This is a genomic window from Paenibacillus macquariensis, from assembly GCF_900156375.1.
GTDB classification, from domain to species: Bacteria; Bacillota; Bacilli; order Paenibacillales; family Paenibacillaceae; genus Paenibacillus_AQ; species Paenibacillus_AQ macquariensis.
Map to the genome: position 1 here is coordinate 96,680 of NZ_FTNK01000011.1, position 26,372 is coordinate 123,051.

At 41.0% G+C, this 26,372-nt stretch carries 21 protein-coding genes; all 21 read right to left on the reverse strand.

The genetic code is table 11. The annotated features are described in order from the left end of the window. Positions 1-3: 3 nt before the first annotated feature. The 21 genes from BW961_RS18810 to BW961_RS18910 all read right to left on the reverse strand — a co-directional run bounded on the left by BW961_RS18810 (position 4) and on the right by BW961_RS18910 (position 26,087). A complete protein-coding gene (locus tag BW961_RS18810) occupies positions 4-2,592 on the reverse strand; it encodes a methyltransferase domain-containing protein (protein WP_068584160.1) in 2,589 nt (862 codons plus the stop codon). A 188-nt stretch (positions 2,593-2,780) separates the two neighbouring features. Then, positions 2,781-4,760, reverse strand: coding sequence for a glycosyltransferase (locus BW961_RS18815; RefSeq protein WP_068584156.1), 1,980 nt, complete (start codon positions 4,758-4,760; stop codon positions 2,781-2,783). A gap of 22 nt (positions 4,761-4,782) precedes the next feature. After that, positions 4,783-5,121, reverse strand: coding sequence for a hypothetical protein (locus tag BW961_RS18820; RefSeq protein WP_068584153.1), 339 nt, complete (start codon positions 5,119-5,121; stop codon positions 4,783-4,785). After that, positions 5,118-5,507, reverse strand: coding sequence for a flagellar export chaperone FliS (fliS, locus tag BW961_RS18825; protein ID WP_068584150.1), 390 nt, complete (start codon positions 5,505-5,507; stop codon positions 5,118-5,120). Before fliS ends, BW961_RS18820 begins: the two co-directional genes overlap by 4 nt. 19 nt (positions 5,508-5,526) lie before the next feature. After that, complete coding sequence (gene fliD / locus BW961_RS18830; RefSeq protein WP_068584147.1) at positions 5,527-7,008, reverse strand: flagellar filament capping protein FliD; 1,482 nt, start codon at positions 7,006-7,008, stop codon at positions 5,527-5,529. Positions 7,009-7,022: 14 nt separating this feature from the next. Further along, positions 7,023-7,394 (reverse strand): flagellar protein FlaG, encoded by a 372-nt coding sequence (locus BW961_RS18835; protein ID WP_169810274.1) that lies wholly within the window; start codon positions 7,392-7,394, stop codon positions 7,023-7,025. Between the two features lie 151 nt (positions 7,395-7,545). Then, complete coding sequence (locus tag BW961_RS18840) at positions 7,546-8,313, reverse strand: flagellin N-terminal helical domain-containing protein (RefSeq protein ID WP_068584144.1); 768 nt, start codon at positions 8,311-8,313, stop codon at positions 7,546-7,548. Positions 8,314-8,473: 160 nt separating this feature from the next. Further along, complete coding sequence (gene csrA / locus BW961_RS18845) at positions 8,474-8,698, reverse strand: carbon storage regulator CsrA (protein WP_068584142.1); 225 nt, start codon at positions 8,696-8,698, stop codon at positions 8,474-8,476. Continuing rightward, the gene (locus tag BW961_RS18850; RefSeq protein ID WP_244555997.1) at positions 8,698-9,114 is read right to left on the reverse strand and encodes a flagellar assembly protein FliW; all 417 of its coding nucleotides are present in this window, start codon (positions 9,112-9,114) and stop codon (positions 8,698-8,700) included. The genes csrA and BW961_RS18850 overlap by 1 nt, the downstream gene beginning before the upstream one ends. Before the next feature lie 90 nt (positions 9,115-9,204). Then, complete coding sequence (gene flgL, locus BW961_RS18855) at positions 9,205-10,113, reverse strand: flagellar hook-associated protein FlgL (RefSeq protein ID WP_068584135.1); 909 nt, start codon at positions 10,111-10,113, stop codon at positions 9,205-9,207. Positions 10,114-10,132: 19 nt separating this feature from the next. Further along, positions 10,133-11,695 carry a flagellar hook-associated protein FlgK gene (gene flgK / locus BW961_RS18860; protein WP_068584132.1) on the reverse strand — a complete coding sequence of 521 codons (1,563 nt, stop codon included), beginning with the start codon at positions 11,693-11,695 and terminating at the stop codon, positions 10,133-10,135. A 14-nt stretch (positions 11,696-11,709) separates the two neighbouring features. Then, positions 11,710-12,210: a flagellar protein FlgN gene (locus tag BW961_RS18865; RefSeq protein WP_068584129.1), complete on the reverse strand. Its 501-nt coding sequence runs from the start codon at positions 12,208-12,210 to the stop codon at positions 11,710-11,712. Positions 12,211-12,219: 9 nt separating this feature from the next. Then, the gene (gene flgM, locus BW961_RS18870; protein WP_068584126.1) at positions 12,220-12,504 is read right to left on the reverse strand and encodes a flagellar biosynthesis anti-sigma factor FlgM; all 285 of its coding nucleotides are present in this window, start codon (positions 12,502-12,504) and stop codon (positions 12,220-12,222) included. 130 nt (positions 12,505-12,634) lie between these two features. Further along, positions 12,635-13,045, reverse strand: coding sequence for a TIGR03826 family flagellar region protein (locus BW961_RS18875; protein ID WP_068584123.1), 411 nt, complete (start codon positions 13,043-13,045; stop codon positions 12,635-12,637). Positions 13,046-13,189: 144 nt separating this feature from the next. Next, positions 13,190-13,987: a ComFC family protein gene (locus BW961_RS18880; protein ID WP_076576946.1), complete on the reverse strand. Its 798-nt coding sequence runs from the start codon at positions 13,985-13,987 to the stop codon at positions 13,190-13,192. 65 nt (positions 13,988-14,052) lie between these two features. Beyond that, the gene (locus tag BW961_RS18885) at positions 14,053-16,314 is read right to left on the reverse strand and encodes an ATP-dependent helicase ComFA (protein ID WP_068584117.1); all 2,262 of its coding nucleotides are present in this window, start codon (positions 16,312-16,314) and stop codon (positions 14,053-14,055) included. A gap of 346 nt (positions 16,315-16,660) precedes the next feature. Continuing rightward, positions 16,661-17,092: a glycosyltransferase family A protein gene (locus BW961_RS18890; protein WP_068584114.1), complete on the reverse strand. Its 432-nt coding sequence runs from the start codon at positions 17,090-17,092 to the stop codon at positions 16,661-16,663. Between the two features lie 118 nt (positions 17,093-17,210). Continuing rightward, positions 17,211-17,933: a response regulator transcription factor gene (locus BW961_RS18895; RefSeq protein ID WP_068595460.1), complete on the reverse strand. Its 723-nt coding sequence runs from the start codon at positions 17,931-17,933 to the stop codon at positions 17,211-17,213. A 4-nt stretch (positions 17,934-17,937) separates the two neighbouring features. Next, positions 17,938-19,092 carry a sensor histidine kinase gene (locus tag BW961_RS18900; RefSeq protein ID WP_068584109.1) on the reverse strand — a complete coding sequence of 385 codons (1,155 nt, stop codon included), beginning with the start codon at positions 19,090-19,092 and terminating at the stop codon, positions 17,938-17,940. 58 nt (positions 19,093-19,150) lie between these two features. Then, a complete protein-coding gene (locus tag BW961_RS18905; protein ID WP_068584106.1) occupies positions 19,151-21,868 on the reverse strand; it encodes a stalk domain-containing protein in 2,718 nt (905 codons plus the stop codon). 232 nt (positions 21,869-22,100) lie between these two features. Continuing rightward, positions 22,101-26,087, reverse strand: a complete 3,987-nt coding sequence (locus BW961_RS18910; protein ID WP_068584103.1) for an Ig-like domain-containing protein — start codon at positions 26,085-26,087, stop codon at positions 22,101-22,103. Positions 26,088-26,372 lie beyond the last annotated feature (285 nt).

The window sequence follows — 26,372 nt, forward strand, 5'->3', positions numbered from 1 at the left end:
CTCTTACGTTTCATCGGTGATATTTTTCTTTTTTTTACACACTGCGACTACATACATAGGCTGTGCATCTTTTACTTCCCCCAAAGAAAGCAATGCATGATTTTCTTGTTGCAAGATTTGGGAGGGTAAAAACTCACTATTTATTCCTCTCGCTTGTCTCATCACTTGATTATAGTAACTCACATTATCTTGGATATAGCTTTGTCCATATAATTCCAACAATTCGTATTCTTTCAATAATTCCCCAATGAATTCTATTATTCCGTATTCAAATCGGTGATGTGGGTTAAGTGGTTGCTCTTCGTAATATAGGCCCGGGTTAGTAACCATTCGATTAGGTGTAGATACCAAGAATATTCCATCATCTTTAAGAACTCTGGCAGATTCCTTTATCCATTCGGAACCTTTATCAATATGTTCAATTGTTTCAAATGAAACAACAACATCTACGCTCTTATCTTCTAAGCTTAGCCCATTCACATCGCCGTACCTGAAGCTTATATTATCAGCAGCGTAAACTCCTCTAGCATTTTCTAAACTTTCCTCATCAACGTCAACTCCTATTACAAAAGAAGCTCCTGCCTTTTGAAGCATCTTGGAGCCATAACCCGCACCACAAGCAGCATCTAGTACCAACTTACCTTTTACATATTTACACGCTAATTCATATCTCACCATATGCTCTTCAAGTACATCATTAAAATTGTTTTTTACTTGTTGATTTATTACTAATCTTTCCCCTGTAAAAGGTACATCATTTTGCTCTATACTCAAAATCTCCTCAGAGATACTTTTTTTTGATTCGTTTGAAATTTTTAATTTTTCAATCAATTCTAGTATATCTTGGCTTTGGTCCTCAATTTTACTAACATATTCTAAAGCCATTTCGGTTTCACCAAATAAATCTAGAACTTCACCCAAATTTTTCAAGGTTCCTTTATCTAACGGATCATATTCCAATGCCTTTTGAAGAAAAGGAATAATAAAGTCGTAACTGCCTTCATTAAACGCACTTACGGCTAAAAAATTCAAAACATCAATTTTATTACCTATTTCATCCGAAATAATCATAAACACTTCATTTATAGTAAACTTATTCTCCTGTAATTCATCGATTAATTGTTGACTATTCTCCACAAGATTCACAGATTTATCTATTTCTTGTAGTAGTTCAGAAACCCTATTATATTCATTCAATTCCATCTTTATTGCCTTCTCTCGATCAATGATTGTCTTACTAGCTTTAACCAAATATTGATACACCTTAAATTGAGTTTCATCTTGAAGATTACTTAACTCATTTAATTTCTGAATCCATTGCTCATCTTCTTTATTCATAGCTGTTACGTTCACATTATAACTAATATTATCGTATTCCGCCTCTTTAAACATTTTATTCACTTCATCTAATGTAAACAAACGGAGAGGTGTTCGATCAAGCAACCCAGCATCAGTACTGTTCCATCGACCATTGATAACGTCTCTCAGAACACTATAATGCATAACATTCGGAATACTGGCTAGTATCTTTCCGTTTGGCTTCAAGTGTTTCTTGAGATCTTTCAGAACTTGCAAAGGATTATATAAATGTTCCACTACATCTGTTAGAATAATATATTCGAACAATTCATTCGGGTAATCCAGTAGCTTCTCCACATCTGCCGAGATTACGTCTGCAAACAGAGAAGCAATCGATGCAGCGTTTTTATTATTTTCAATACCATACAATCTTGCATTCTTATAGAGATTCTTAATTAGCAACAGTGTTGCACCACAGCCGCACCCTATTTCTAAAACATTAAGTGAAGCTTCTTTATTATGCTCATCCATTAATTTCACAATATCATATCTCATAAATGATGAAGATGGACTATCAAAACTCCACTTTTCAATGAATTTCTGCCTATTCCGCTGTAATAGTTCATTATAAGCTTGTGGCTTTTCTTTAAAAGAGACACTACCATAATGATGGATAAAAGTATCTCTACACAACACTAAATGATACCCCTCTTGTATGATTCGATATGAGTAATCATCATCCTCAAAGTTTCCAGGAGAGAATATTTCGTCTAAAAATCCAATTTTATCCACCACTTCACGTTTTATCAACATACAGAAACCGATTAATCTCAACCTTTTTTCCCATTTTTCCGGATTCGAAATATTTATACTCTCTGCAAAAGCGTGCATTTCCACATCTGTATGATAATCGACCTCAATACTTTGGTGGTATGTACTATTATTGGTTATAGGGCCTACGGCTCCAATGTTGTCAGAACTCTCTATACAGTTAGTCAGATTCTCTAACCAATTTTTTGTTACTACAATATCGTTATTCAATAATAAGATATACTCCCCACTTGAGATTTCTATCCCTTGATTACATCCCTTTGGAAATCCTAAATTTTCATCGTTAAAGATCGTTAACAGCTCATGTTGATTGGATAGCCATTCTCTCGTCCCGTCCGTAGATTTGTTATCGACCACTATGATTTCATAGGTACCTAGTCTTGTGAATTTACGAATACTTTCGATGCATCCAATAGTGAATTCCAATTGGTTATGTGTCAAAATAATAATACTTGTCTTCAAAAAAACCATCCCCTTTTGATAGCACATTAACTCATTGTTACTTAAAAGCTCACAGATTTAAAGGTCCATATCGTTCCATATTCTCCAGAAGTATATACCTGATAACATTAAAGGTTAGCTTTTTAACTCATAAAAAAAGGAGCACCCCATTTATTTAATAATGTTGAGGGCAGCACCTTATTTATATTCTAATATAGTATCAGTTCCTTCTCTTGATGAAGGAAATCATCTACGAATGTTATACCCACGAAATCAGGAAAATCCGCAATAAATTTGTTGATATACTCAGCCTTTTGTTCGTTCTTAGCATGTCGTATTAAGGAATAATAAAGACTTTTAGTCGTCGGCTCCAGCTTCACTGCTTCACTGAAAAATTCCACGGCTTCATCATAATAATGATGATTGACATGATACCTTCCTAAATTTATCAAACTTGTGAAATCCAATTGCTGTTCTGATAGCAGTATGGAGTAATAATTCATGGCCATTTCTGTCAAATTCAATTTATAGAAGTAGTTAGCCAATTGATTGACCAGTTCAGATGATCTCATAAAATTGATGAATTCATCAAATTTTTCAAAATCTTTGATTAAGAACAGTTGCTTCGCCACTAAGAATAATGAGCTCGAGTGACTCTTCAAGTCTTGCTCATCTGGAAGATGCTCTTTAGTAATCATAGAAACAATAAGTTCAGTCAATTTAGAGATCTCATCAGTCTTAAATTCATCCTTAATTTGGATAATTCCAGAGTAGTCATTCCAACGGATCGCCCCGACTGCCGTTTGAACCCAAAGCTGCAGTTGGTCATCTACATCAAGTTGTTGATCCGAAGACGATAATGCTAACCCTTCCTCTTTATAATCCAAAATGACAGCAAAACGGATTTGATCCAACAGACTAAGATGATCTAATGAATCAATATACTTCACATAATACTTAACTAATTCAGCTTGTCCAAGCACAAGAGACACTATAAATAGTAAATTACAGTTAGATTTATCAGTAACATCATATATTTTGTTTAACAAAATGATCACTGAATCTGGACTCTCATTTTGACAAAGCCACTCTACCAGCTTTAACAGCACTTGTGGGTTTTTATTATTCTTATGAAGTAATTTAGATAGCCAATAAATAGCCTGCTGATTATCGTTTAATTGGAAGTATAATTCAACTAGCTGCAGTACCGGTTTCTCAAAACTATACGCAGGCTCGACAAGCCAGATCTCCTGATCATTACTGGCCCTTTGCTCCGCAACATTGATCGCATCAATAAAGCAGGCAATAGCCTGATCAACCCATCCCATCGTTTCATACTGAATTCCTTTAATTGTATGATAATCAGCATAATCGGAAAATTCAGATAGTTGATTATTAGTAAGTTCTTCAACCCGTTGCCATCGGCTCTCTTGAGAATACAGACTTATAAGTCCGACCAGACAAAAAGGATACCAAGCTAATTTAGAGTATTTCTCCTTGAATGCCTGCTCATAACACCGAATGGCTTCTTCCACTTCCCCCGCATTGCGATACTCGTTACCTATTGTATACCAGTCATAATCACTCATACTGTCGTGTTTCTTCATCTCATTAAAGATCGACATATTTCGCTCATGCTTATTTTTCTCTGTCACTCGCTGAGTCTGATAACCTGTATGATAAATATTCAGAGCGATCTGTTTATGATAAAGTTCTCCATGCTGTCCTCTTGTCAATTGCTCATGAATCGGTCGTTCGAAATAAATCCCTTTAAAGTTAGGGAATAATCTGGTTACAGGCATTGTTGAAATCTCTTCTTGAGTTTTTTTATCTCCTGTAAAATTAATCACAGACATAGTATAAGCAAGATAGTCCATAGATTGTGCATTATTCAAAAACTCATTCCACTTGTCATATTCGTTCTCAGCCAAATACTCATCTGCATCGAGCACTAATATCCACTTTCCTGATGCATGTCGGATTGATTCATTACGGGCAGCGGCGAAGTCATTACACCAAGTGTAATCAAACAACTTTGCCGCATATTCCCCAGCAATTTCTTTAGTCCGATCCGTTGACCCTGTATCAACTATAATAATCTCATCTGCTAACCTCATTACGCTATCCAAACAGCGGGACAGTAACTCCTCTTCGTTTTTCACTATCATACATACGCTAAGTCGCTTCATTACATTAACTCAACCCTTTACATTATTTCTTATGGTCAATAAACATACTTTCTACAGTATAACTCGCACCGTAAGCATTCTTTTGTTCTTTGACCGACTCTTGTTTCAATAACCATTCACCGGCTTTCTGTTTCAAAGAGTTCATTGTTGAAAGAATGACCTCATCATGCTCGATTAACTTTCGAAGACGTTGTTTATCCTCAACAGTAAGATCTTCCTGACCCATCTGCATCTTATGAACAAGCTGCTCTCTGCGCTCAGTGAACGCAGTTAGCTCTTCATAATCTACCAACTTGAGCCGCTTAATTAATGTAGTCGTCATTTCTTCCAGTTCAGTAATTTGCTCATCAATAGTCCTCATTTGGCTTGTTCCTGACTAGCACCTAATGATTTACTTGCCGTATCCCACGCCTCACGTAAATCCAACAGATAAGAAAGAACCTCATCCGCAGGCTTTTTATTCTTTTTCATATTTGCATTAATCAGTTGATGAATCATATATTCATAGACCTGAGAGAGGTTCTTAGCAATTGGATAGTCGAAATTTAAGGCTGCTGTCAATTCATGAATAACAGCTTGAGCTTTACATAGATTCGTATTTGTTTTTTCAAAATTCCCCTCTTCGATCCCGGAGACACCCATTCTCACAAAACGAATCGCGCCATCATAAAGCATCAGCAGAAGTTGGGCTGGGGACGCAGTGTGTAGTTGGGTTTGTTGATACCTTTGGTGAGGTGATGTAATCAAAAGAACTCTCTCCCTTACATTAAGATAGCATACTCGTCAAACTAGACGACGTACTATTAAACTTGTTCATTGCTTTTTCCATAGCTGAGAATTGAGTATAATAACGCGTTTCTAGCATAGATAATCGTCTATTCACATCCGCAATACGTGTATCAAAGGACGTTAATTGTGCGCCCATTTGGCTGTTAACAAGGAATGCTGTCGTTAAGTCCGCGCTATACTTGGAAGTCCCTGCCTTGTCATATAATGAAGTCAATGCCACATTGTCAATCTTCTTCACTCGGCTAAAGATACCGTCACTCGAGGTATATGCAGATGTACTACCTTCTAATTTCGGATTGTGATCTGCTTGTCCAAATAAAGCATATACATCTTCAGGATTATCCGAAAGCGCTGCTCTAAGCTTGGATTCATCGATTATAAGTTTACCTTTTTCGCTATGATTTCCAGTTGTGATACCTATTTTCGTGATGTTGATTTCACTACCATCAGGCAGAACTACATTGCCAACAATCGCAGCTCTCATGTCACTGAGTGTTTTGTCTATAATAGAATCACTTTTCAGCATACCACTCTTTGCTTTCGTGTCCCATAGCTTAATCTCATCTTCACTCATGTCTGCCTTTTGCTCAGTGGTTAACGGAGTATATGTTCTATAACGCTCTTCTGATGTCTTCTGATTCAATGTCGCTATGGTTGCATTGTAAGTGTCTACAAAAGATTTAATCGTATCAAACACCTTGTCTGTATCCTGAGCCACTTGAATTTGCGATGTTTGGCCAGCAGGTGTTGTACCACTTATCGATATTGAGACTCCATTGACTGTAAAAGTATTTGAGGATTGAGTTGTTTCTATCCCATTGATAGTTACTGTTGCATCACTTCCGGCTACTTTTGCAGGATTCACACCAAAGATATTATCTAGTAACCCTCCACTTAAGGTTATATCCTTACTTCCAGTTTCTTTATTAGTCAAAGACATTTTCCCTGAAGATGCTTCATACACCGCTGTGACTCCAGCTTTGCTACTATTGATTTTACTAACTAATGAAGCGATAGTATCTGTACTCTTATCAAAGTCAATCTGTGTTCCATTAATAGTTATACTAGTATCTGATCCTTTATAGATATCAGAAAGCAAACTATCAGATGCAGTCGAGCTAAGCTTCGAACCTATAACAGTTGTAGCAGATGCTAATTTACTCACACTAATATTCATAACCGAGTTAGTAGCCGTACCTGTAGCTGTAGCTGTCACATTGGAAGCACCCGTAACCGTAGCCTTCTTGGAGTTGATTGAAGTGCTAAGGCTAAATGTTGATAACTTATCATTTAGACCCACTAATGTCGTACTTACCTGGCGATACCCCTCACGCTTCCATTCCATAAGCTGTTTTTGCTGATTCAGCTTGTTCAATGGAGACTTTGCCGAAGTCATTAAGTTCTTCACCATGTCGTCAATATTCATACCCGAAGCTAGACCACCAATTCTCATTACCATAATTAACTCCTCCTTTATGCCCGTTCATCAAAAATAAGCCCGTTCAGTTTCATCATATCTGCTGCGACATCTAATATCTTCTCCGATGGAATCTCACGAATCAGATCACCCGTCTGCTTATCGAACACCTTAACCATAATCACATTGGTTGCCTTATGAACTGATATTTCAAATGACTTCTCCGGACCCTGTAACGCCCGAATGACGTTCTCTAATTGTTGAACCTGCTGTTCATTCCCGACTATTTGGCGAATATCTGTTGCCGTAGAAGATTGGCTACTGTTTACTTCTCTCGACACTTGGATATCATCACTATTACTCTTCACCGGTGAAATATTCTTACTTCCGATATCATGCCTAAATCCAGATACTATACTATTATTCACAGATCGCTCCTCCTCATATGTATTCGAGTAATCAATATGTCCACATCTGAGTTGTTACTATATATATCGGAAAACCATCTAGGTTAATGAAGACAAAAAAAAAGAAAAGAGACCTTGAATTTCAAGGTCTCTTCGAAGAATAACGTAAAGATTAACGAAGTACAGATAGAATACCTTGTGGCGCAGAGTTCGCTTGTGCCAACATCGATTGAGATGCTTGCAACAAGATGTTGTTCTTAGAAAGAGCAACCATTTCCTTAGCCATATCTGTATCACGAATACGTGATTCAGCAGCTGTCAAGTTTTCTACTGTTGTACCCAAGTTGTTGGAAGTATATTCCAAACGGTTCTGCACAGCACCAAGCTTAGCGCGTTCTGTAGATACAGAAGTGATTGCAGTTTCAATGTTAGCCAATGTTGAAATAGAAGTCAAAGCTGTAAAGTCAGTAGTCGTAATAGAACCGATTGCAATAGAACCACCTTTGTCATTAGTAGTAATTGTTGCACCGGCAGTAATTGATGTACCGTTAAATGTGGTGTTCTCCATAATATCTTTAATCTGAGCACTCAGCTGAGTCAACTCTTGGCCAATATTAGCTTTGTCATTAGTGTTGTATGTTCCGCTTGTATTCTGTACGTTCAGTTCTTTCATACGAGTCAGCATAGAACTCACTTCATTCATTGCACCTTCAGCTGTTTGTACGAATGAAATACCATCTTGAGTGTTACGTTGAGCCATTTCTAGACCACGGATTTGACCGCGCATGGATTCGGAAATGGATAGACCAGCAGCATCGTCAGCTGCACGGTTAATACGTAGACCGGAAGACAATTTCTCCATGTTCTTGCTTGTTGCATTAGTGTTTAGACCCATGTTACGGTGTGTGTTTAAAGCTGGAATATTGTGATTGATAATCATTATAATTTCCTCCTTGAAATGGTTTGTTCCCACATCCATGTGGTATGAGCATCTTCACGGTCGGCCGCCCTGAAGATTATCGCTCTAAAGTATATATCGACGGTTCACATCCAAATGTTTATAGTATTTTATAATTATTTTATTTATTTATTTCAAAGGTTTACTCAGATAATCCATCCATTATCTTCTGCAGCTGATTCACATCAATTGCAGCCCCCAGATTATTCTGCTGGATAGCTTCAAAAATCTCCTTACGATAGATATCGATCGTCTTAGGCGCCGAGATTCCTACCTTTACAGTATCTGCTTCAACTGAGAGAATGGTAATCTCAATATCATTCTGGATAACGATAGATTCTCCCTTTTTCCTTGATAGAACTAACATTAACCTTCACCGCCTTCGGAATCCCCTATCCCATTGATCCACAGTAAATGCTTCGTTGTATACGGTACATTCTGTAATACAATCTGTTTGCCGCTATGTCTGTCAAAATTAATAATAATCGGGGCAAGTAAATTCAATGTCACCTTATTGCGATCACTATTCCATGTCACGATACATCGAATATTCACTTGATCACGATTGGTTATCTCAATTTCCTCAAGAAGGTCATCAGGCACATCAAGTTCATAGTTGGGATAGAACTCAAACGGATTCACAATAATAAATGCTACAGATGGATTTGTTACAGAAATCAAAACACTAAACAATTCATCGTATTGCTGTATTTTATACTCTTTTAATAATTCAAACCCCGGCAATCCCTTCGGGAAGGTAACAACACTTAAGTGTTTCTCCATAGTTAAAGCCTCCATTGTGTTTATGAACCAAAAGAGCTATGGATCATAACATCCCCATAGCTCTAACAGCTCTAAATTCAATCTTATTCATTATCTCATGTAGTCCATTAAACTTGTAGACATAATCTGCGCCGATGATTTCAGCGCTGCTTGATATATCGTCTGTGCCGATGTTGCTTGGATCAGCAAGCTCGCAATATCAGCATCTTCAACCTTGGATTGCAACGTCGTCAAATTAAGATTACCATCTGTTAGACGATTCTGCACTAATTCTATTCTATTCGTCCTAGCCCCAACCTCAGTCTGGCTAGCAAGCATCTTGGTTGATCTAGATTCGATGTTCACTAACTGCGCACTAATAGCAGCAGTATTTCCGCTAGCTAAAGCCGCTGAGAGATCATCTAACACCTTGAACACATTATCCGCATCAGTACTTGTTCCAAAGAACTCACTTCCAGAGGTATTCATACGGAAAGTAACCTCATCTCCTATGGAGTATTCAACGGCAGCTGTATCTGGATTGATATCAGAAAAATTCAACACTGTATCTGTAAGCTGGTACGGTGCCTTGTCATATTGTTGACCATTAAAAATGTATTTCCCTCGTATTTGCGTATTCCCTATACCAACCAAGAGCTGCTTCAACTCTTTAATTTCTTGATCGACAGCATCCATTCCAGATTGCGGTAAAGTTCCATTTGCACCTTGAACAGTCAAGTCCTTGATGCGGTGCATAACTTCGCTAGCTTGAGACATGTTCGTATCCGTTGTATCCAGCCAACCTATCGCAGCATCCGTGCTAGTCTTGTACTGTTCATTAGAAGCTAGATCAGATCTATATCGAAGTGCATACGTTACACCCACTGGATCATCTGAAGGTTTGTTTAGTTTACGCCCCGTAGATATTTGGTTCTCCATCTTATTCATACTGTAATTATTGCGATTAAGATTACTCAGCAACTGTGAGTTCATCATGCCAGAAGTTACACGAATAGACACCATTTACCCCCCTTATTAATTACCGACCTACGATTCCCGTACTGTTAATTAGTTTATTTAATAATTCATCTGTTGTTGTCATGAATCTCGAAGCTGCACCATAGGCATGCTGATATTTAATTAAATTACTCATTTCTTCATCTAAGGAAACACCACTTATGGATTGACGACTTCCATTTACTTGATCTGTTAGTAACACTGCGTTCTGTACTTGTCGTTCTGCTTCTTTACTTTCAACCCCAATCTGTCCAACAATCGAGGTGAAGAAATCGTCAATAGTAGCTGTTTTTGAAAACGCTGCACCAAAATCAAATTTACTAATCTTCAGTCCAGACATAAGAAGCGCCAACGAATTGTTTCCAGATACCACCTTTTCATCTGCCCCTGTACCGGCCGTACGAATAGAAGAAGCAATATAATTCGGGTCATCCTTAATGAGTTGACTTAATGTAACATTATCCGCTGAAAGTGGAGAACCATCTTTTGAAACAAAAAAGTCTCCACCCGCTGCAGGTGAATTACCTGCTAAAGTGTAACCGAGCTTATGCAATCCATTAATCCCATTAACCGTGACCTTTAAGTCACTTCCAAGTGTTCTATTATTATTAGCATTACTATAAAGAACATTATTGAGCATAGTTCCTTCAGGTAAGACTGAACCCGCTGGAAGAGTGATCTCGACTTGGCCATTAGCCAACGTATTAACCAATTGATTCAACTGATTCTTATAATCTGCAACATAAACATCTTTAGAATAAAGTGTTCCGAAAGTCTCCCCCCCCGTTAAAGTCCCACCCTCATATCCTGCCTGCAGCATTGCCGCGGTAACCGGAGTAGTTACCGTATCTCCACTAACTACAATCTGTCCAGCTAGTGTTACTTGGTAACCCGTCTCCAAAGGAGCTACTTGAACATTAGCTAATTTGGACAACTGATCCATAGCATAATCGCGTTGATCTCGAAGATCATTGGCATTATCCCCTAGACTCTCGATCTTATTGATATTAGAATTCAAGCTAGCTACTTGACTCAATAACGAGTTCATACTTGAAGCTTGTAGGTCGACGCTATTCGTCAAATCACTAGATAAGTCATTCATCTGACGACTCATTTGATTAATTGAATCTGTGAGAGCCAAGGTTGTTTCTTTTACAATTTTGCGATTTGTGATATCCTGCGGATCCTTACTGAAATCAGACCAAGCATCCCAAAAGTTATTAATGACTTTAGCCAGACCACTGTCCGAAGGCTCATTAAGTGTGGCTTCTAACTTCCCTAAAGTTGAAAGACGAACATCCCATGCTCCCTGAGAAGAGCTCTCCTTACGGAACTGATCATCTAAGAACGATTCACGTATGCGTTCGATGGATACAAATTCAGATCCGGTTCCCAATTGCCCAGGAGCCGTTGAACGTAGAAAGGCAAAGGGTGCCATTGGTATTGATTCTGTCATCTTTACTACCTGTCGAGAATAACCTGGGGTATTAACATTTGCAATATTATGTCCTGTTGTACTCAACGCAGCCGTTTGGGTAAAGAGACTTCGTTTTGCCGTTTCTATAGAATGAAAGGTAGATGTCATATGTTCCTCCTCAATTACGCACGCGTATCAAAAACACCAGGGCGATTTATCCCATGAGTTTTGTCAGACGGATGCTGATAAAATGCTTCTTGTTCAGGATAGATCTTTAACACATCAATTGAAAAATCAATATAAGATAATGCTTGTTGGATCAATTGCTGAGTTATATCATTTAACACTTTTAATTTATTTAGAGTCTCATTTAATTGAATATGTGCCGTTTGAAGTCGAAGCTTATCTTCCATTACAAACACAAGTCTAGAAACCTCAATTAAATTAAGATTCAAATTTGATTTAATTCCTTTTTCTTTCAAAAAGAGATTAACAAATCTCAATCGTTCTACTTCAAGCTCCTCAATCTTTTTCACTATTTTTGATTCCGTGTTTACAAATGAAATAATTTGGTCCATTTCATTTGCAATTATGGAATTTTTTTTGAGTTGCCCCGTTTCGATCAAATTTTGATGCTCAACGTTCAACCTCTCCAAAACATTGATAAGCTTTTCTAATGCCATGTCATTCACCTAGTTCTCAGGATTTTCTTTGAAATATGGTAGCAGCTTCTCAGCAAGCTTGTTACTATCTACTTGATACGTTCCAGAAGCCACCTGCTGTTTCAAATCCTGTACTTGTTGCGTACGTTCTGAATTGGCGCTACGCTCATTAGCCTGTAGCATTTCCATCGCTTCAGCTGAGATAGAAACCTCATCCTTACGTCGACTTCTCTTCTCTTCTGTCTTATGTCCTGACTCTATGTTGCGTTGGTAGGAATTTATAGCTCCTACACGTCCGGTCTCGTTAATCTTCATAAGAATCACCTTCCTGTTCATTTCATAAAGGTTCAACCTTGTAAGTCAATAAAAAAGTAAAAACCGATAACCTTTACTAAGTTTATCGGTCTGAATTGAAACATATTTAATAGCTAGTTTAAGTATTCTGCTATTTATTGTATTTATTAACCGCGCTATAAGCACCTTTACCATGTAGATCAGCTTCTTTTCTAGCTTGCCCATCTTTAACGGATTGACTTAATTCCTTGGTCAGTCGGGTTCTACAGGAAGGACACATGTTACTTTCTTTGATAAAAGTGGTCCCGCACACTTCGCATGGATAGCTAAGGTTAGGAGCATCAATGACGGAAATACGACCTTCTCGTATGAATTTAATGATCTGCCGTGTCGTTACTTCTGTAGCATCAGACAATTCTTCCATCGTCGAACCTCTATGCTCTCTTAAAAACTCGGCGCATGCCTGATATTCAAGCTCGATCTTCTTCGTACAATCCGGACAAATATCTCTAAAGTTCATAGCAAAAAGCTTTCCGCACCGCGGACAATTTCCAAGATTCATCGATTTCCACTCCCTTAATCCATATAATACACATACCCTTATTATCTAATATATACAGATTAACTTATATGAGCATACTCCGTCTATCTTTTTAGCAGAACAAATTGTCAAAACATGTATGTAATTGGCGAATAACCCCACTTATCAAGATCGCGCCCATGTGAGGCTGTAGATCTCCAGTAGATGTCCAATGACTTCACCCGCTCCCCACAATACTCGTGCACACGAATTTATTGTACTTCCGGTTGTATAGATATCATCGATGACTAAAATACGTAAAGGACTATTTACTCGTGATCTATGTCGAGATTCAAGAATATTTCGAATACTATTTATGATGTCAGGATCACCTTCAAATGTGTTCATCATATCACGAATACGATCGCTCCGATTCTTCAGACTTTGCTTATCCGTATGACGCTCCCTTATAATCAGTCGTCGAAATGGAATTTGTGAAAGACCCGCTACTCCAATAGCTAATACCTCCGCTTGATTAAATCCACGTTCCTGAAGCCTGATTGAACTTACGGGTACGCAAGTGATGACATCTATCGTCCATTGTGAGTCCGTATGTCGATGTTCATTCCTCATTCTATCAAATGCTTGTCCCAGCATCATAATCAGTAGCTCACTATATCTTTCATTTCCTCGATACTTATATTGTCCCAGCCATTCACGCATTACAGGACTATACGCCACCGCACTACGATTGCATATGAAGAAACGTTCATGCCCACCCGTACGCGTACAATCCGGACAACCGATGTGCCGTCCGCAAGTTCTACAACGTGGTTGCCTAATCCATGGTATCTCATTGTAACAATCTCTGCATATCCCATGAATTTGTGTAGATCTATTCGTCATTCTTCCGCAAGTGAGACATGTCGCCACTGGGGGTGCAAGTAGTTGGTGTAGCGGATCTAATATTCTTCGCCAGATCATCGTTCTCTCCTTTTCAAATTAAAGGTTAGTCATGGATTGGTTCACACTCAATGATGTAATGACACTTATCTATTCATAGGATCACGAGTTAAATAGCCACCCTTTTGTGCAATACGGTTCATTTTCTTGATCTGTGATATGGCACCCTTCTGTGAGCTTGTCCAATGGGCCGAGGCTAGGAATACGTTACCTGCAGGATCGTCTTTAGATCTACCCGCACGCCCAGCCATTTGGATTAGTGACGCCTCATCAAATAGACCACTATCCGCGTCCAGAATAAATACATCACTACGGGGTACAGTCACTCCTCTTTCTAGAATCGTTGTCGTGATCAATAGTCTAATCTGCGTATCACGAAAGGCTACCACCTTCTCTGATCGCTTTGGATCTACCGATGAAGTTCCTTCTATACGAATTCCAGGGATATAACGCCGTAATAACGCCACGAACGGTTCGATATGGCGAATACGGGAGACGAACACAAACAATTGTGCGCCTCGCTTAATAGATCGTTCCAAGTTGTGAAGAAGCTTAAGGGGAATCCGCCGTTGTTGCAGACAATGAGCCACCGATTTCATATCGTGCCGTCTAGGCACAGGTAGAGGGTGTCCATGGAAACGAACAGGTACTTTCGCATGAGGTAGTATACCGCGCGATGCTTCCCTCTGTAGTTGATGTGGAGGTGTTGCCGACAGATAGACGAACTTTCCATCCGGTTTGCAAGCATTCTGTGCCGCATAGGCCAACATCGGATCATTATGGAATGGGAAAGCATCAATTTCGTCAATGATAACGAGATCAAAATTCTGATAGAAGCGCATTAATTGGTGGGTTGTCGCGAGAGTCATTGTCCCGGGTCTCCACCGTTCTTCACTACCCCCATACAATGTAACTATCCTTTCATCTGGAAAAGCTCGCGCTAACCTTGGTGCAAGTTCAAACACGACATCCCTCCGGGGCGTGGCGACGAGTACACGTCCCCTAGCCTCTAGAATCGAAGCGAGTAACGGAAATATCATTTCTGTTTTGCCCGCTCCCGTGACCGCCCAAAGGAGGAAGCGATCGGGTGTGGACGGCATAGAAACGTATCGCTTCAGCCTCACTCGGCCTAAGCAAGCCCATGAGATCGGGGAGAGGCTTGAAGAATATGAAGGACGTGAGCTATTTGAGGTACTGAGGGTTCCCCCAGTTTCGGGCTTTTGATTTAATCCGCCGCGAGATTGAGAGGCACGCATGGGCATAGCTCCGCCCCCTGCGGGCGGCTTCGCCAAGAACCGCAGCGCCGCGTCTGCGGCTGCGCTTTGCGCTGCACTTAGCCCCCACCGGCCCATGGCCTCGGTGGGGGAACCCCCTGCCGTGCCCCGCACGGCAGGCTGCGCTGCTCCGCGAAGCAGCAGCGTACAAGCGCGGCTGCGCCCCATCGCGAGGCATGCCTCGCAGTAGGCGCAAGCCGCACTGCCGCACGTGGCGCATGCCGTGCGGCCAAGGGCAACGCTACCGCAGCGGCGGCAGCCGGGGACCTTGCGGCGGCGCTGCCACGGCGCGCCGCGACTAGGCTTGGCGGCAGGAGCGACGCCTGCGCCAAGCACAAGCTGGCCCTGGAGATAGGCCAGCTGTGCGGCAGTGAACCAAGCGCCGGCTAGGGATGGCGCGGCCTCCGCAAGCAATCCATCAACCTCTGCCGCCAACAATGAGCGTCCTTGGAGTACTCTTGCTAGTTCGTTCGCTTCGCTGATCATCTCCTGCATGACTCCACCATGTCGCAAGTCACCCGCTTTACGCCCACGTCCGGCATCCTTCCCTGAACTATCCCACAACACCTGAATCTTTTCTTCGCTTAACCGCTGCTCATTGACTTGTTCTATACGCTCCCTTCCTTTCATTGAATTACCCTTCAGCTCTTCCGACACCGCACTGTTCCCTAGCTCCATACTCCTTTGTCCCTGCTCCATCTTTGTCTGTGAATGAACATCTAAGCATCTAGTCACATTACTTTCACCTTTAACCTGCCATATCCACATGGATTTCTCACTTATACAACTTCTATTTGAATTAAACTTGGCTTCTTCCGCAAGTTCTTCTTGGAGAGCTCCAATGGCATACTGTTTCCACTGATGCACATTCCACGAATCCATCCCTCTCACTTGTACATCCAATTGTTCCATCTTCAGTGCCCATCCTAGTGGAATATCCTTCGCCAGTAACACCATCCTACATAACGGATCGCTACTCACTTTAGCCCACCACAACAAATCCACTCTTATATCTAACGATATTCTAATCTCCCAGATTCCCGCATTTCGAATAACATATACAGTACTCCTCATTCCCCCAACTCCTTCCTCTAGTGCAATAGAACAACTCGTCTACATCACAAAATCCGAACATATACCCACTTGCCTTTACATACAGGTACTAAATTTCTTACCTGCAGATATAAAGTATCCTGTGGTTTACTTTTCTTATAAATGTTTATTGGGACGCAAAAAAGCACATTCTCCCAGAGTCCTGATCTTGGAGAGTGTGCTTCACACCTTACGTTATAGATTGAACTAAAGTATGCGCTCACACGTTCAATCATTCCTAATGGGAATCATGATTATGGGAGTTCGTCTTTAGTTCAATCTATCTACCTATACAATTGCTACCCGTCATCTACACCACCATATATTATTAACCCTGCACATAGGGAATGCGCCTATCCTCCTGCGGTATTCTTAAATCTATCCATATGGGTCCTTCAGTGCTCGTGAGTGGTAAATAGCCTAACATATCATCTCCATCTACGACTCCTGCACAGACTTTTACAGATAGATCAAGTCCTGACCAATCACGCATGGTGTGAATCATACTCACTGTTTCATCACTTGAGCCTTGATCAATAACCAGAACACGCAATGTCTTACCTTTCTGAAAAGCATACAACCACAACGCACGTATATACCATTCAATCTTACGTTCATGGTTATACGTTACAAGTATATAATCGTTATGATATTCCTTTCGTCGATTCCCCTTCACTTTATAGGTTGTGGCGTATAATCCATGAACGATGGCAATTGCCAACCCATAAATGACAGCAATCCAGATTAATTGGATGACCATGGAGCTTCACCTCCCTCTTCACCAACAATATATGCTGATAGAGAAGCCTCGGTGACAAGATATGAGCATCCCGCCCACACCTTCGAGAAAAGGAACGGCTACATTCATATGTAATTTGTTAAAGGGTTACCCAACCATATTTAATGGCATTAATAACCGCTTGCGTGCGATCATCAACTTCCATCTTTTGAAGGATGCTACTGACGTGATTCTTAACTGTCTTTTCACTGATAAAGAGAAATTCCCCAATCATCTTATTACTCTTTCCTTCAGCCATAAGACGCAACACTTCAGCTTCACGGCGAGTCAGTGGATTATTCTCTCCACCTACAAATTTCACACCGGCTTCCTTGTCCGATCTTTCATTCACGGCCCCAGCTTCATTCACGTAAGTCATACGGCGTAACTGTTGAATCAGTTTACCTGTTACTTTAGGATGAATAAAGGCATACCCTTGATGTACCGAGCGAATCGCATTAATAAGAGACTCTGCCTCCATGTCTTTCAGTAAATATCCATTGGCACCTTTACGCAGTGTCTCAAACACGTAACTCTCATCATCATGAATAGACAAGATGATGACTTTGATGTCTGGGAATAGTCCTCGAAGTTTCTCTGTTGCTTCTACACCATTCTCTAATGGCATATTAATGTCCATCAGTACAATGTCAGGTTTAACCTCATTACAGAACTCAAGTACTTGAATTCCATCGCCACATTCTCCGATGACTTCCATATCCTCTTCCATGTTCAGAATACGCTTCAGACCTTCGCGAAACAATTGATGATCATCAGCTAAGAGAACTTTTATGGTTGTTTTTCCAGAATCCCGATTGTCCATTGCGTTACCCCTTTCTCTTATCCACGTTTGTAGGGATATGGATTATGATCTTGGTTCCATCGTTCAATGCAGACTCGATCTCCATTCTCCCGTCAAGGAGTTCGACCCTTTCACGCATCCCAATGATACCGAAATGATCCTGACTTTTCTTTTCTAATTGATCAAGCCTTAACCCGCAACCATTGTCTTGTACAACGATCTTCACCATTTTCGCTTGATAGGTCATCTCCACAACAACATAAGACGCTTGTGCATGTTTAGCGACGTTCGTTAAAGCCTCTTGTACAAGCCGGTAAATGGCCGCCTCCATTGCAGAGGATAGACGATGTTCTTTACCTCTTGTTTCAATCAACGTACGAATTCTCATTTTCTCCTCAAAATCATAAATAAACTTACGGAGTGTTGGAATTAGGCCCAAGTCATCCAAAGCCATTGGACGTAGATTGAAAATAACTTTCCGTATTTCTTCGAGACTCGCACGTACTTGTCCCTTCAAGTCTACTATTTCGTCCTGAACCATCTTAAATTCCTGCTTCACTAGCATTCTTTCTACAATTTCCGTCCTAAGCACTAGATTGGCGAGCAATTGAGCAGGACCATCGTGGATCTCTCGGGCAATTCGTTTGCGTTCTTCTTCTTGTGCCAAGATAATCTTCAACCCTATAAGCTGACGATTCTTAGCAGTCTCAATAATACGTCCTACTTGACTTATTTCTCCCGATAAATATTCCATGACAACGCTCATCTGTGATCCAATGACTTCAGCACGTTCCACTGAATTCTCTACATTTCGAGTTCTGATTTGTAGTTCATCACGTCTCGCTTTGAGATACATTTCTTTCTCACGATAAATCATCACATCAAGTTGGAGCTGAGTCGCTTTCTCATACGCTTGTCTAATGTCCTCTTCCTTATAGCGAACAAAGTCCCGACTCACTTCCGTGAGTCGGATACGTGAACGCCGATAGCTTAGCTCCAGTAGATCTACCTTTTCTAAGGTGTCTACCGTTTCTTTCACCACGAACTGAAGCTCTTGATTCAGCGTGTTCAGCTCATCTCGAGCACTCTCTAGAATCTCAAACATTTGAAGTTTACTATTTTCCACCACTTCGATGGCATTTTTAATGACACGGTCTATAGCTTCAGCTTGAAAGTCCACTCAAGTGTTACTCCATTTCTTACTTCAATGTTCATTCACTACTCCATATCATAACATATCACGAATCAATTGTGATGGTCTTCGTGACCTGATTCCACGTAACTTTTAGACCTAATTGTTCAGAAACTAACCGAAGAGGGACTAATGTTCTACTTTGTTTCACAATGGGTGCTACTATAGCACTAGAACGTTTACCGTTAAGAATGAATTCTTTCTTATTCACTGTAAGATCTAATAATTTCGCACCCCGTAACACAGTAATTCTCTGATTAGCAGCATCCCAGTTCGCACTTCCTCCAAATGCATCGACAACATAACGAATCGGTACATACGTACTGTTATTTTGAACGATCGGTGCAACATCCATGGCCTTCTTAGTTCCGTTAACCGTCATCGATTTCTGACCAATGGTCATGACTGCTTGCGCTTGAGGAAGACCTGCATCGCCAGATAATGATGGGATCATAAACTGAATATTGTCAAAGGCAACGGTTCCAGTCAATGCGCGTTCATCCTGTCCTTCTTCCACATTCACAACATAGAATCGTTTCAGCTGCGCTGGATATTGAATATTAAGTCCACTTAAATCAATATTGAGAGTCTTCCAACCTTCCCAATCAATCACCTTCGCAAGATCCACATAGATCGTCTTACCTGACTTATCCGTCAGCTCTGCGCGAAGCCAATTCAGACTCTTATCTCCTTGTACATCTACTGACATTGTAGTGGCTGCCGCAGAGACTTCCTTCCCTACTGTTCCATTTAATTGCGCGTACGCATACATTTTGCCGAGTCCTTGTGTCATATCATATTGAAGACTCATCACTTTAGATTTCGCATGATCACCCGTTCCTTGGGTAATGGTAGCGGAACCTTTCACTTCGTTCAGATTGCTTGTGAATTGAATAGGATAACTAACATTCTCAAAGTTCTCCCACATACTATTACCAGCCTCAGATAATACTACGACTGTACTGAATCCATTATATCGACCAATAGCATACCCAACCTTCGCATTCGCATTAACGGAAGTCATGGTCAAGGTATCTCCTTGTACATTTCCTTTAAACCCAACGAACTCCCATTTCAAAGAGCTAGCAGGAATCGCTATACTTTGTCCACTCTTTGTCACGGCAGTCACAGGAATAGATACGGTTGTACCTACTGTGAGTGGTGCTGTTGAATTCGCTGCAGTCAGACTTGTTAGTTCATCTGCTCCTAGAACGGTAACTTTCGTACTTACCTTTGCTGACCCGCTAACCGCTGTAATGGTCGCTGTACCCGGTTGAACCCCAATGATCTTGCCTCCACTTACTTTGACATTACCATTGCTAGACGTCCACGTAGGGTTGATCTGTGACGAATCTATCGGGTTATAGTAAGTGTCATACCCTTTCAGACTATAAGAACTCTCTTGCCCGATTAATAGAGCATCACTTCCGCTTATTTTAAATCCTAACAATTGTCCCTTAGGTGCCGTACTAAATACACCAAGAGAATTGACGATACTTCGTTGTGTCGTACCATATTCCGTATTAAACGTAAGTGTCGCGTTATTCTCAGCTAAAGGGCGGGTAACCATCGTAGTGGATCCACCACCATCTAGATTCATCGCTTTCCATACGCCGATGTTCACCATAAATGCTTGAAGTTCAGGTAATGACATCCCTGAGCTATTGCTATTATCCTCTGCAGTCACAATATAGGCATATCGCCCATCCTGTGAATACCCAAGTGCTGTTCGAGCACGATATCCTCCAATACTTGCTACATCTCTAGTGAAAGCAGATGCCTTCCCTCCGTTGACAAGAAGCGTATGTCCACCGATCATCATTTGAAGACTGGCAGGATCAACCTGTTGGCCTGTCGTCTCTGATAAGAGCGAAGAACTTACATTCAATGGCTGGCCGATAACAAAGTGCGTATTGGCAAATTCAGCAGCTGTTCCGTGTGCACGAAGAATATAACCATCCTCTGGTACAGATATACTCAACGGAGCTTTATAAGATATTTGCGAAATGATGCCATTCTGTACAAGAATTTCAGTAGCAGTCGTCGAACTATCACTAGGACGATCTAATGATTTCCAGTTACTTGTATACATATACATCGCATTCACATGACTGTAAGGCGAACTCGTACCTTCCGGAGAGTAAGTCGTCTTGTTAATTCCTGATAATGGGAATACCGAACCATCTTGAGCCTTTACAGATCCGTTAAAAGCGTACTCATCAATCATCGGTTTCCCGTCTTTAGACACCGTAAAGGAATACATCCCTTTCAAATCTGCAGGTGTAGCCATCAATACACCATTCGTTATTTGACCACCCAAAGGAGCCCATTGTGCTCCAGGACCACTTGTAATGTAATAATCTCCATTCACTGCAGCTACGGCGCCATTTTCCTTGGCCATACCTTGTGTGCTTTGTCTTGTCGTAAACTTGCCACCTACACCATTCATAGCATCGATTTTCACATTTGAATTTTGCAAATCTACTCGAATGACATCCGCGAGTGCAGTAGCTTGTTTACCAGAACGTGTCGAAGAAAATTGATATTTGTATAGGATAGCTCCGGAAGTAATGATCTCTTCTCCGAGCTTCTTGACGGATGTGGACGCTGCGTTAGCTACTGAACCTTTCGTTGTACCTGGTAATGAAAGTCCCTCTCCTACAATTGGGGCGATCCATAATAGACCTGCCAGCGTTACGACAATCCACTTCTTCCCCTTTAAAATTGCCACTTTGTTCTGAATTTGTTGTACGTTTCTGTTCATGAATGATTAATCTCCCATCTTGTTAGCGATATCATATATTTGCACGCAAAATTACCGAAAATTATTATAGGTTACATATAATAGACTACTTTTAAGAGGAAAAGTTACGATAATTCCCCAACTTGTTCTATAATCTCGCAAATGACTTCACTAATCATTAACGCCATAAGCAAAAAGAAACACCCAAAACCAAATTAATGGCAATAGGTGTTTCTCATTCTTGTACTACTTACTATAAGTATTTCAATTTGTCTAAGACACGTTTCAGCATGACTGCCGCTTGTGCGCGAGTTGCATTACCTTGTGGCTGGAAGGTGTTGATCGTGATGCCTTGAATGATACCTTCCTTCACGGCTTTTGCTACTAAATCTTTGGACTGGATTTTCGCAGCATCCTTAAATCTTGCTAATGTCTGAGCAGATGTTCCGTTAAGAGAAATACTAGGCCCAGCGTACTCCATAGCCCGTACCATCATTAAGGCCATTTGCTCACGTGTAACGTTGCTGTTCGGCTTGAACGTTCCGTCAGAGTTACCTGTAATAATTCCTGCCTTAGCTGCAGCCCCGATATATGCTCCAGTCGTGCCCGATGTCACATCAGGGAAACGACTTGTTTCCTCTCCAGCCAGACCCAATCCTTTCGCAATAAATACAGCGAACTCCGCTCGTGTAATATTTTTGTCCGGTTCGAACTTATCTCCGGAGCTTGGGCGCGACTCCACAATCAATTTCTGGGATAGCTCCAAAATTGCTTCTTTAGCCCAATGCTTCATCGTATCCGAGTAATAGCTGTATCCGATTGCTGGTCCGATAACAGAATTCCCACTGACCTTACCACTGAATAACATGGCTGTTGGGCTACCAGTTACACTTGATGGTACGAATGAAAGGGAACCCGCCGCTGCATTGTACTTAACCAATAAAGCCTCCTTAGTTGATGCTAAATTACTCGAAGCGCGTAAGTAAAGCTGCCCTGTATGTGATATTGCTCCCGCACTCGAAGAGAATGATCCGTTGTGTGCCGTAATAAATAACTCGATCGGGTCCACAAGAGGCGTCGTCGTAACACCATTGTTCGAAGTTACCACTGACAATCGAGATCTAGGTACCGATTCCATTTGAATTGTCAGGTTTACCGTGTTCAACGATGATGTCCCCAGTACCCGTGCGATTTCCGTATAACCAATCTTATCGATTGGGAGCTCGTACATAACATCCTTGTATCTAATCGCAATGGAGCTACTCTTCCCAGTACTATACACTTCCATTAATGCACTTAATGGAATCGTTACTTCAGCCGCCTTCTCGGTAGAAGGGACCTCAAAGACGAGCATTTTACTTACGTTATTATTAGTTATATATTTCAATCCACCTAGTACTTTTACTTGATCAAGCGTGTATTTCCTAATACTCTGTCCACTGCGAGAACGACTCTCTGACGCCTGTGCCGCGCCAGAATTTAGCAAATAACCACCCTTGCCGAAATCTCCAGTAGAAATCACCGTAATGTAGTCAGGCTGATTCACATTGCCTGTCGTCGTCCCCGCACCACTTAAGTTCTGAACTGGCATGCCATTGTAGGCTTTGATTATATTCCCCTGATTATCATATAAGGGTGTAGACCCTGTCATATAAGATAACAGTACGACTTGCCCAGATGTAACCGCTGAACTCAACTTCAATGTGACGGTATCCCCGCTTACTGTCGCAGTCTGTACTCCACGATCAGCCTTATCGACTGACACATAGAACTGGTTGACCGGTAGAAGCGCCATTGATTTCAACGTCTTATTATATACGATCGTAATCGTATCACCCCGAACGGTTGCTGAACGGATTCCTTCTGCCACCAAGCTATAATTGATGGGTTGCAGATTAATATATCCAGCCAGATTTCCGTTCAAATCCGCAATCCCACCGACGCCAGATACATACGATAACGTCACACCTTGATCCGCAGTAAAAGAAGACGCGAGTGTAAGGAATACCTGATTCGACAGGATCTCCACATTTGTCACATATACAGCCGCGTTATTTACGAGAACCGAGAATTGACTCTTCATCGGAATTCCACTCGTCCTCAATGCTTCATTATAGGTAAGTATAACTTTATTACTACTTCCTTCTATCCCGGTCAATTCAGGAGGTTTCGTATCATATGCATTCCTTACAAAATAATCATTAAACGCGGAAATATTCTGTCCCCGATAATCTTGCAATGGGTAAGATCCTGGTGAATAGGACACTTTCACAATTTCCCCATTTGATACTGAGCTAGATAGATATAACGTAACCGTTCGTCCACTCTGATAAATACTACTTATCCCTTTCGAATACCCGTCAGCTATAACCGAAAATTGATTATATGCATAACTACTATTGGAAAGACTATTGAGACTTTCGCTAAAAGTTAGCGTTAGCGTACTTCCCGATACGTATCCGTCGGTCGGTTTCGGTAACACCGTATCTATACCGTTCGTCACTTCCTTACTAGATAGCGATGCTACTATATTCTTAGACAAATCCTGTATAGGTCTGACACTGTTTCCAGTGTAAGTAATTCGCACGACCTGCCCAACAGCCACCCCTGTGACCAAAGTAACATATACACTCTCACCAGAAACATAGGCACTGCTGAGTGGACGCGTCTCTCCGTTCACAGTCACGTTAAAACTGGACGTCAACAAATTGATCGAGGAATCCAGCGTTTTATTGTACTGCAGTCGTATGACCGAATTACTATACATCGTTGCGTTCTGAATGACGGGTGCTGTTTTGTCGGATACCATCGTCTGAAATGTCCAACCTGACGTACCACTAAGACCCACAAATAACTCACCTGTTGCAAGATCTGTAATTGCGCCGTTTGTTATATCGACATAATATGTCGTTCCTTCTTGAAGATTAGCGGATGGCCTGATTATTAATTGCTTACCTGAAGCAATTACCGAAGCAGGAATAGCTGTAGTCGTACCTTGTTTCTTAAGTGTAACTCCCGAAGCATTCTGTATTGCTATATTTCGGCTGAATGTAGCTTCTATACTTGTTGTAATCCCATTATTGGTACTTCGGTCGTTGGGAGACAATGAACTCAATGTCAATACAGTCGACGTTGTTGTTCCAGTCGTAAAGGACCAAACCTTTTTCAACGGAGCATTATTATCACTATCTTTAAAAGATCCCTCCGGTACAGTAACTGTATATGTCTTGTTGTATGACATATTCGTTGGTAGCGTAAGTGTTATCTTATTTGTTCCCCCACCCTTCACATCAGATGAAGTCACTTCAAACCCCTTTACAAGCTTCCCTTCCGTCTCTAGAAAGATTATTCCCTTATCTGGATATACAGGACGACTGAAGTTCAATGAAATGCTACCTGTAGTTGCAATACCTGTTACATTTGCAGCTGGTACCGTAGGAACCGTAACATCCCATGACACCGGATTTCCCTTAACATTGAAATACCATTCCTGAGCACTATTGATACCCGCAAACAGATGATCATCTATGTCCTTGAACGCACCCTTGTCAATCAGAACATAATACCGTTCACCAGGACTCAGACCAGTAACTGTCCAAGAAACCGATTTGTCAATGCTATCGATCTTTATGGATGCGTCTTCTACGGACGTTTTGGATAAAATCTGGTTATCAGACGCCCGAATAACGGACACAGATCCCGTATTATGAACAACAGCTTTATCAAAAGTAATCTTCAAATATGTCGAATCTCCGCTAACTATCTTGCCAATATCCGGAGTTCTTACGCTAATCACAGGTTGCGTTATACTACCTTGGGTGGAAAGCGTAGTAAATGACATATCAAAGTCTTCATTTGGATTGAGCCCTGTGCTTGCCTCTACAAATGTTCCAGCTTTTATCTTCACATGATAAGTAGTACCGTTAACTAAAGTATTAGTAGGTATTGTTACATCGTATCCGCGTATAACATAGGGTTGCGCTGTAATGGACTGAGTAACTACAGCTGCACTTTTATCAACCGACACTTCAATTACACCCTCACTCATCTTCACATTTCGATCAAAAGTCAGTTGAATTTGCTTCGTGTCCACCGGAACCCCTTTTGCTCCATTCGTTGGTTCCATCGTAATTACAATCGGATTTCCCCCAGCTGCCGCTCCGGCTACGGATACCATTGCTCCAAGTAGCATATTTACCACCATCATTAATACAATTCCTATAGAAATCTTCTTCCTCATTACTTACGTTCCCCTTTCAATTAAACCTTCTATGTATATTTCTCGCCGCTCTATCTTCAAGGACATACCTACATATATTAACGGTCAAATGTGCCTACAAGTTTAGAAACCGCCGTATAATATTGATAGAATGGATCCGATATTGCCATGGAGGTAGGAAGTGATAACCAAAGAACCCCTAAATCTCCAGCCTTAGTAGTGAGTTCGTCCATGTAAATTGATAAATAAATACACAAAAGCGGATATCCTTCCCTCAAGGGAAAAGATATCCGCTTTATATTTCAA

Excerpts from the sequence above, each read along its gene's own strand:
- BW961_RS18865 (WP_068584129.1), bottom strand. The coding sequence starts at position 12,210 with ATGGCATTAGAAAAGCTTATCAATGTTTTGGAGAGGTTGAACGTTGAG.
- flgK (WP_068584132.1), bottom strand. The coding sequence starts at position 11,695 with ATGACATCTACCTTTCATTCTATAGAAACGGCAAAACGAAGTCTCTTT.
- csrA (WP_068584142.1), bottom strand. The coding sequence starts at position 8,698 with ATGTTAGTTCTATCAAGGAAAAAGGGAGAATCTATCGTTATCCAGAAT.
- flgM (WP_068584126.1), bottom strand. The coding sequence starts at position 12,504 with ATGAAGATTAACGAGACCGGACGTGTAGGAGCTATAAATTCCTACCAA.
- BW961_RS18850 (WP_244555997.1), bottom strand. The coding sequence starts at position 9,114 with ATGGAGAAACACTTAAGTGTTGTTACCTTCCCGAAGGGATTGCCGGGG.
- BW961_RS18875 (WP_068584123.1), bottom strand. The coding sequence starts at position 13,045 with ATGAATCTTGGAAATTGTCCGCGGTGCGGAAAGCTTTTTGCTATGAAC.
- BW961_RS18880 (WP_076576946.1), bottom strand. The coding sequence starts at position 13,987 with ATGATCTGGCGAAGAATATTAGATCCGCTACACCAACTACTTGCACCC.
- BW961_RS18815 (WP_068584156.1), bottom strand. The coding sequence starts at position 4,760 with ATGAAGCGACTTAGCGTATGTATGATAGTGAAAAACGAAGAGGAGTTA.
- BW961_RS18885 (WP_068584117.1), bottom strand. The coding sequence starts at position 16,314 with ATGAGGAGTACTGTATATGTTATTCGAAATGCGGGAATCTGGGAGATT.
- BW961_RS18895 (WP_068595460.1), bottom strand. The coding sequence starts at position 17,933 with ATGGACAATCGGGATTCTGGAAAAACAACCATAAAAGTTCTCTTAGCT.
- BW961_RS18840 (WP_068584144.1), bottom strand. The coding sequence starts at position 8,313 with ATGATTATCAATCACAATATTCCAGCTTTAAACACACACCGTAACATG.
- fliD (WP_068584147.1), bottom strand. The coding sequence starts at position 7,008 with ATGGTAATGAGAATTGGTGGTCTAGCTTCGGGTATGAATATTGACGAC.
- BW961_RS18910 (WP_068584103.1), bottom strand. The coding sequence starts at position 26,087 with ATGAGGAAGAAGATTTCTATAGGAATTGTATTAATGATGGTGGTAAAT.
- BW961_RS18905 (WP_068584106.1), bottom strand. The coding sequence starts at position 21,868 with ATGAACAGAAACGTACAACAAATTCAGAACAAAGTGGCAATTTTAAAG.
- BW961_RS18820 (WP_068584153.1), bottom strand. The coding sequence starts at position 5,121 with ATGAGGACTATTGATGAGCAAATTACTGAACTGGAAGAAATGACGACT.
- BW961_RS18890 (WP_068584114.1), bottom strand. The coding sequence starts at position 17,092 with ATGGTCATCCAATTAATCTGGATTGCTGTCATTTATGGGTTGGCAATT.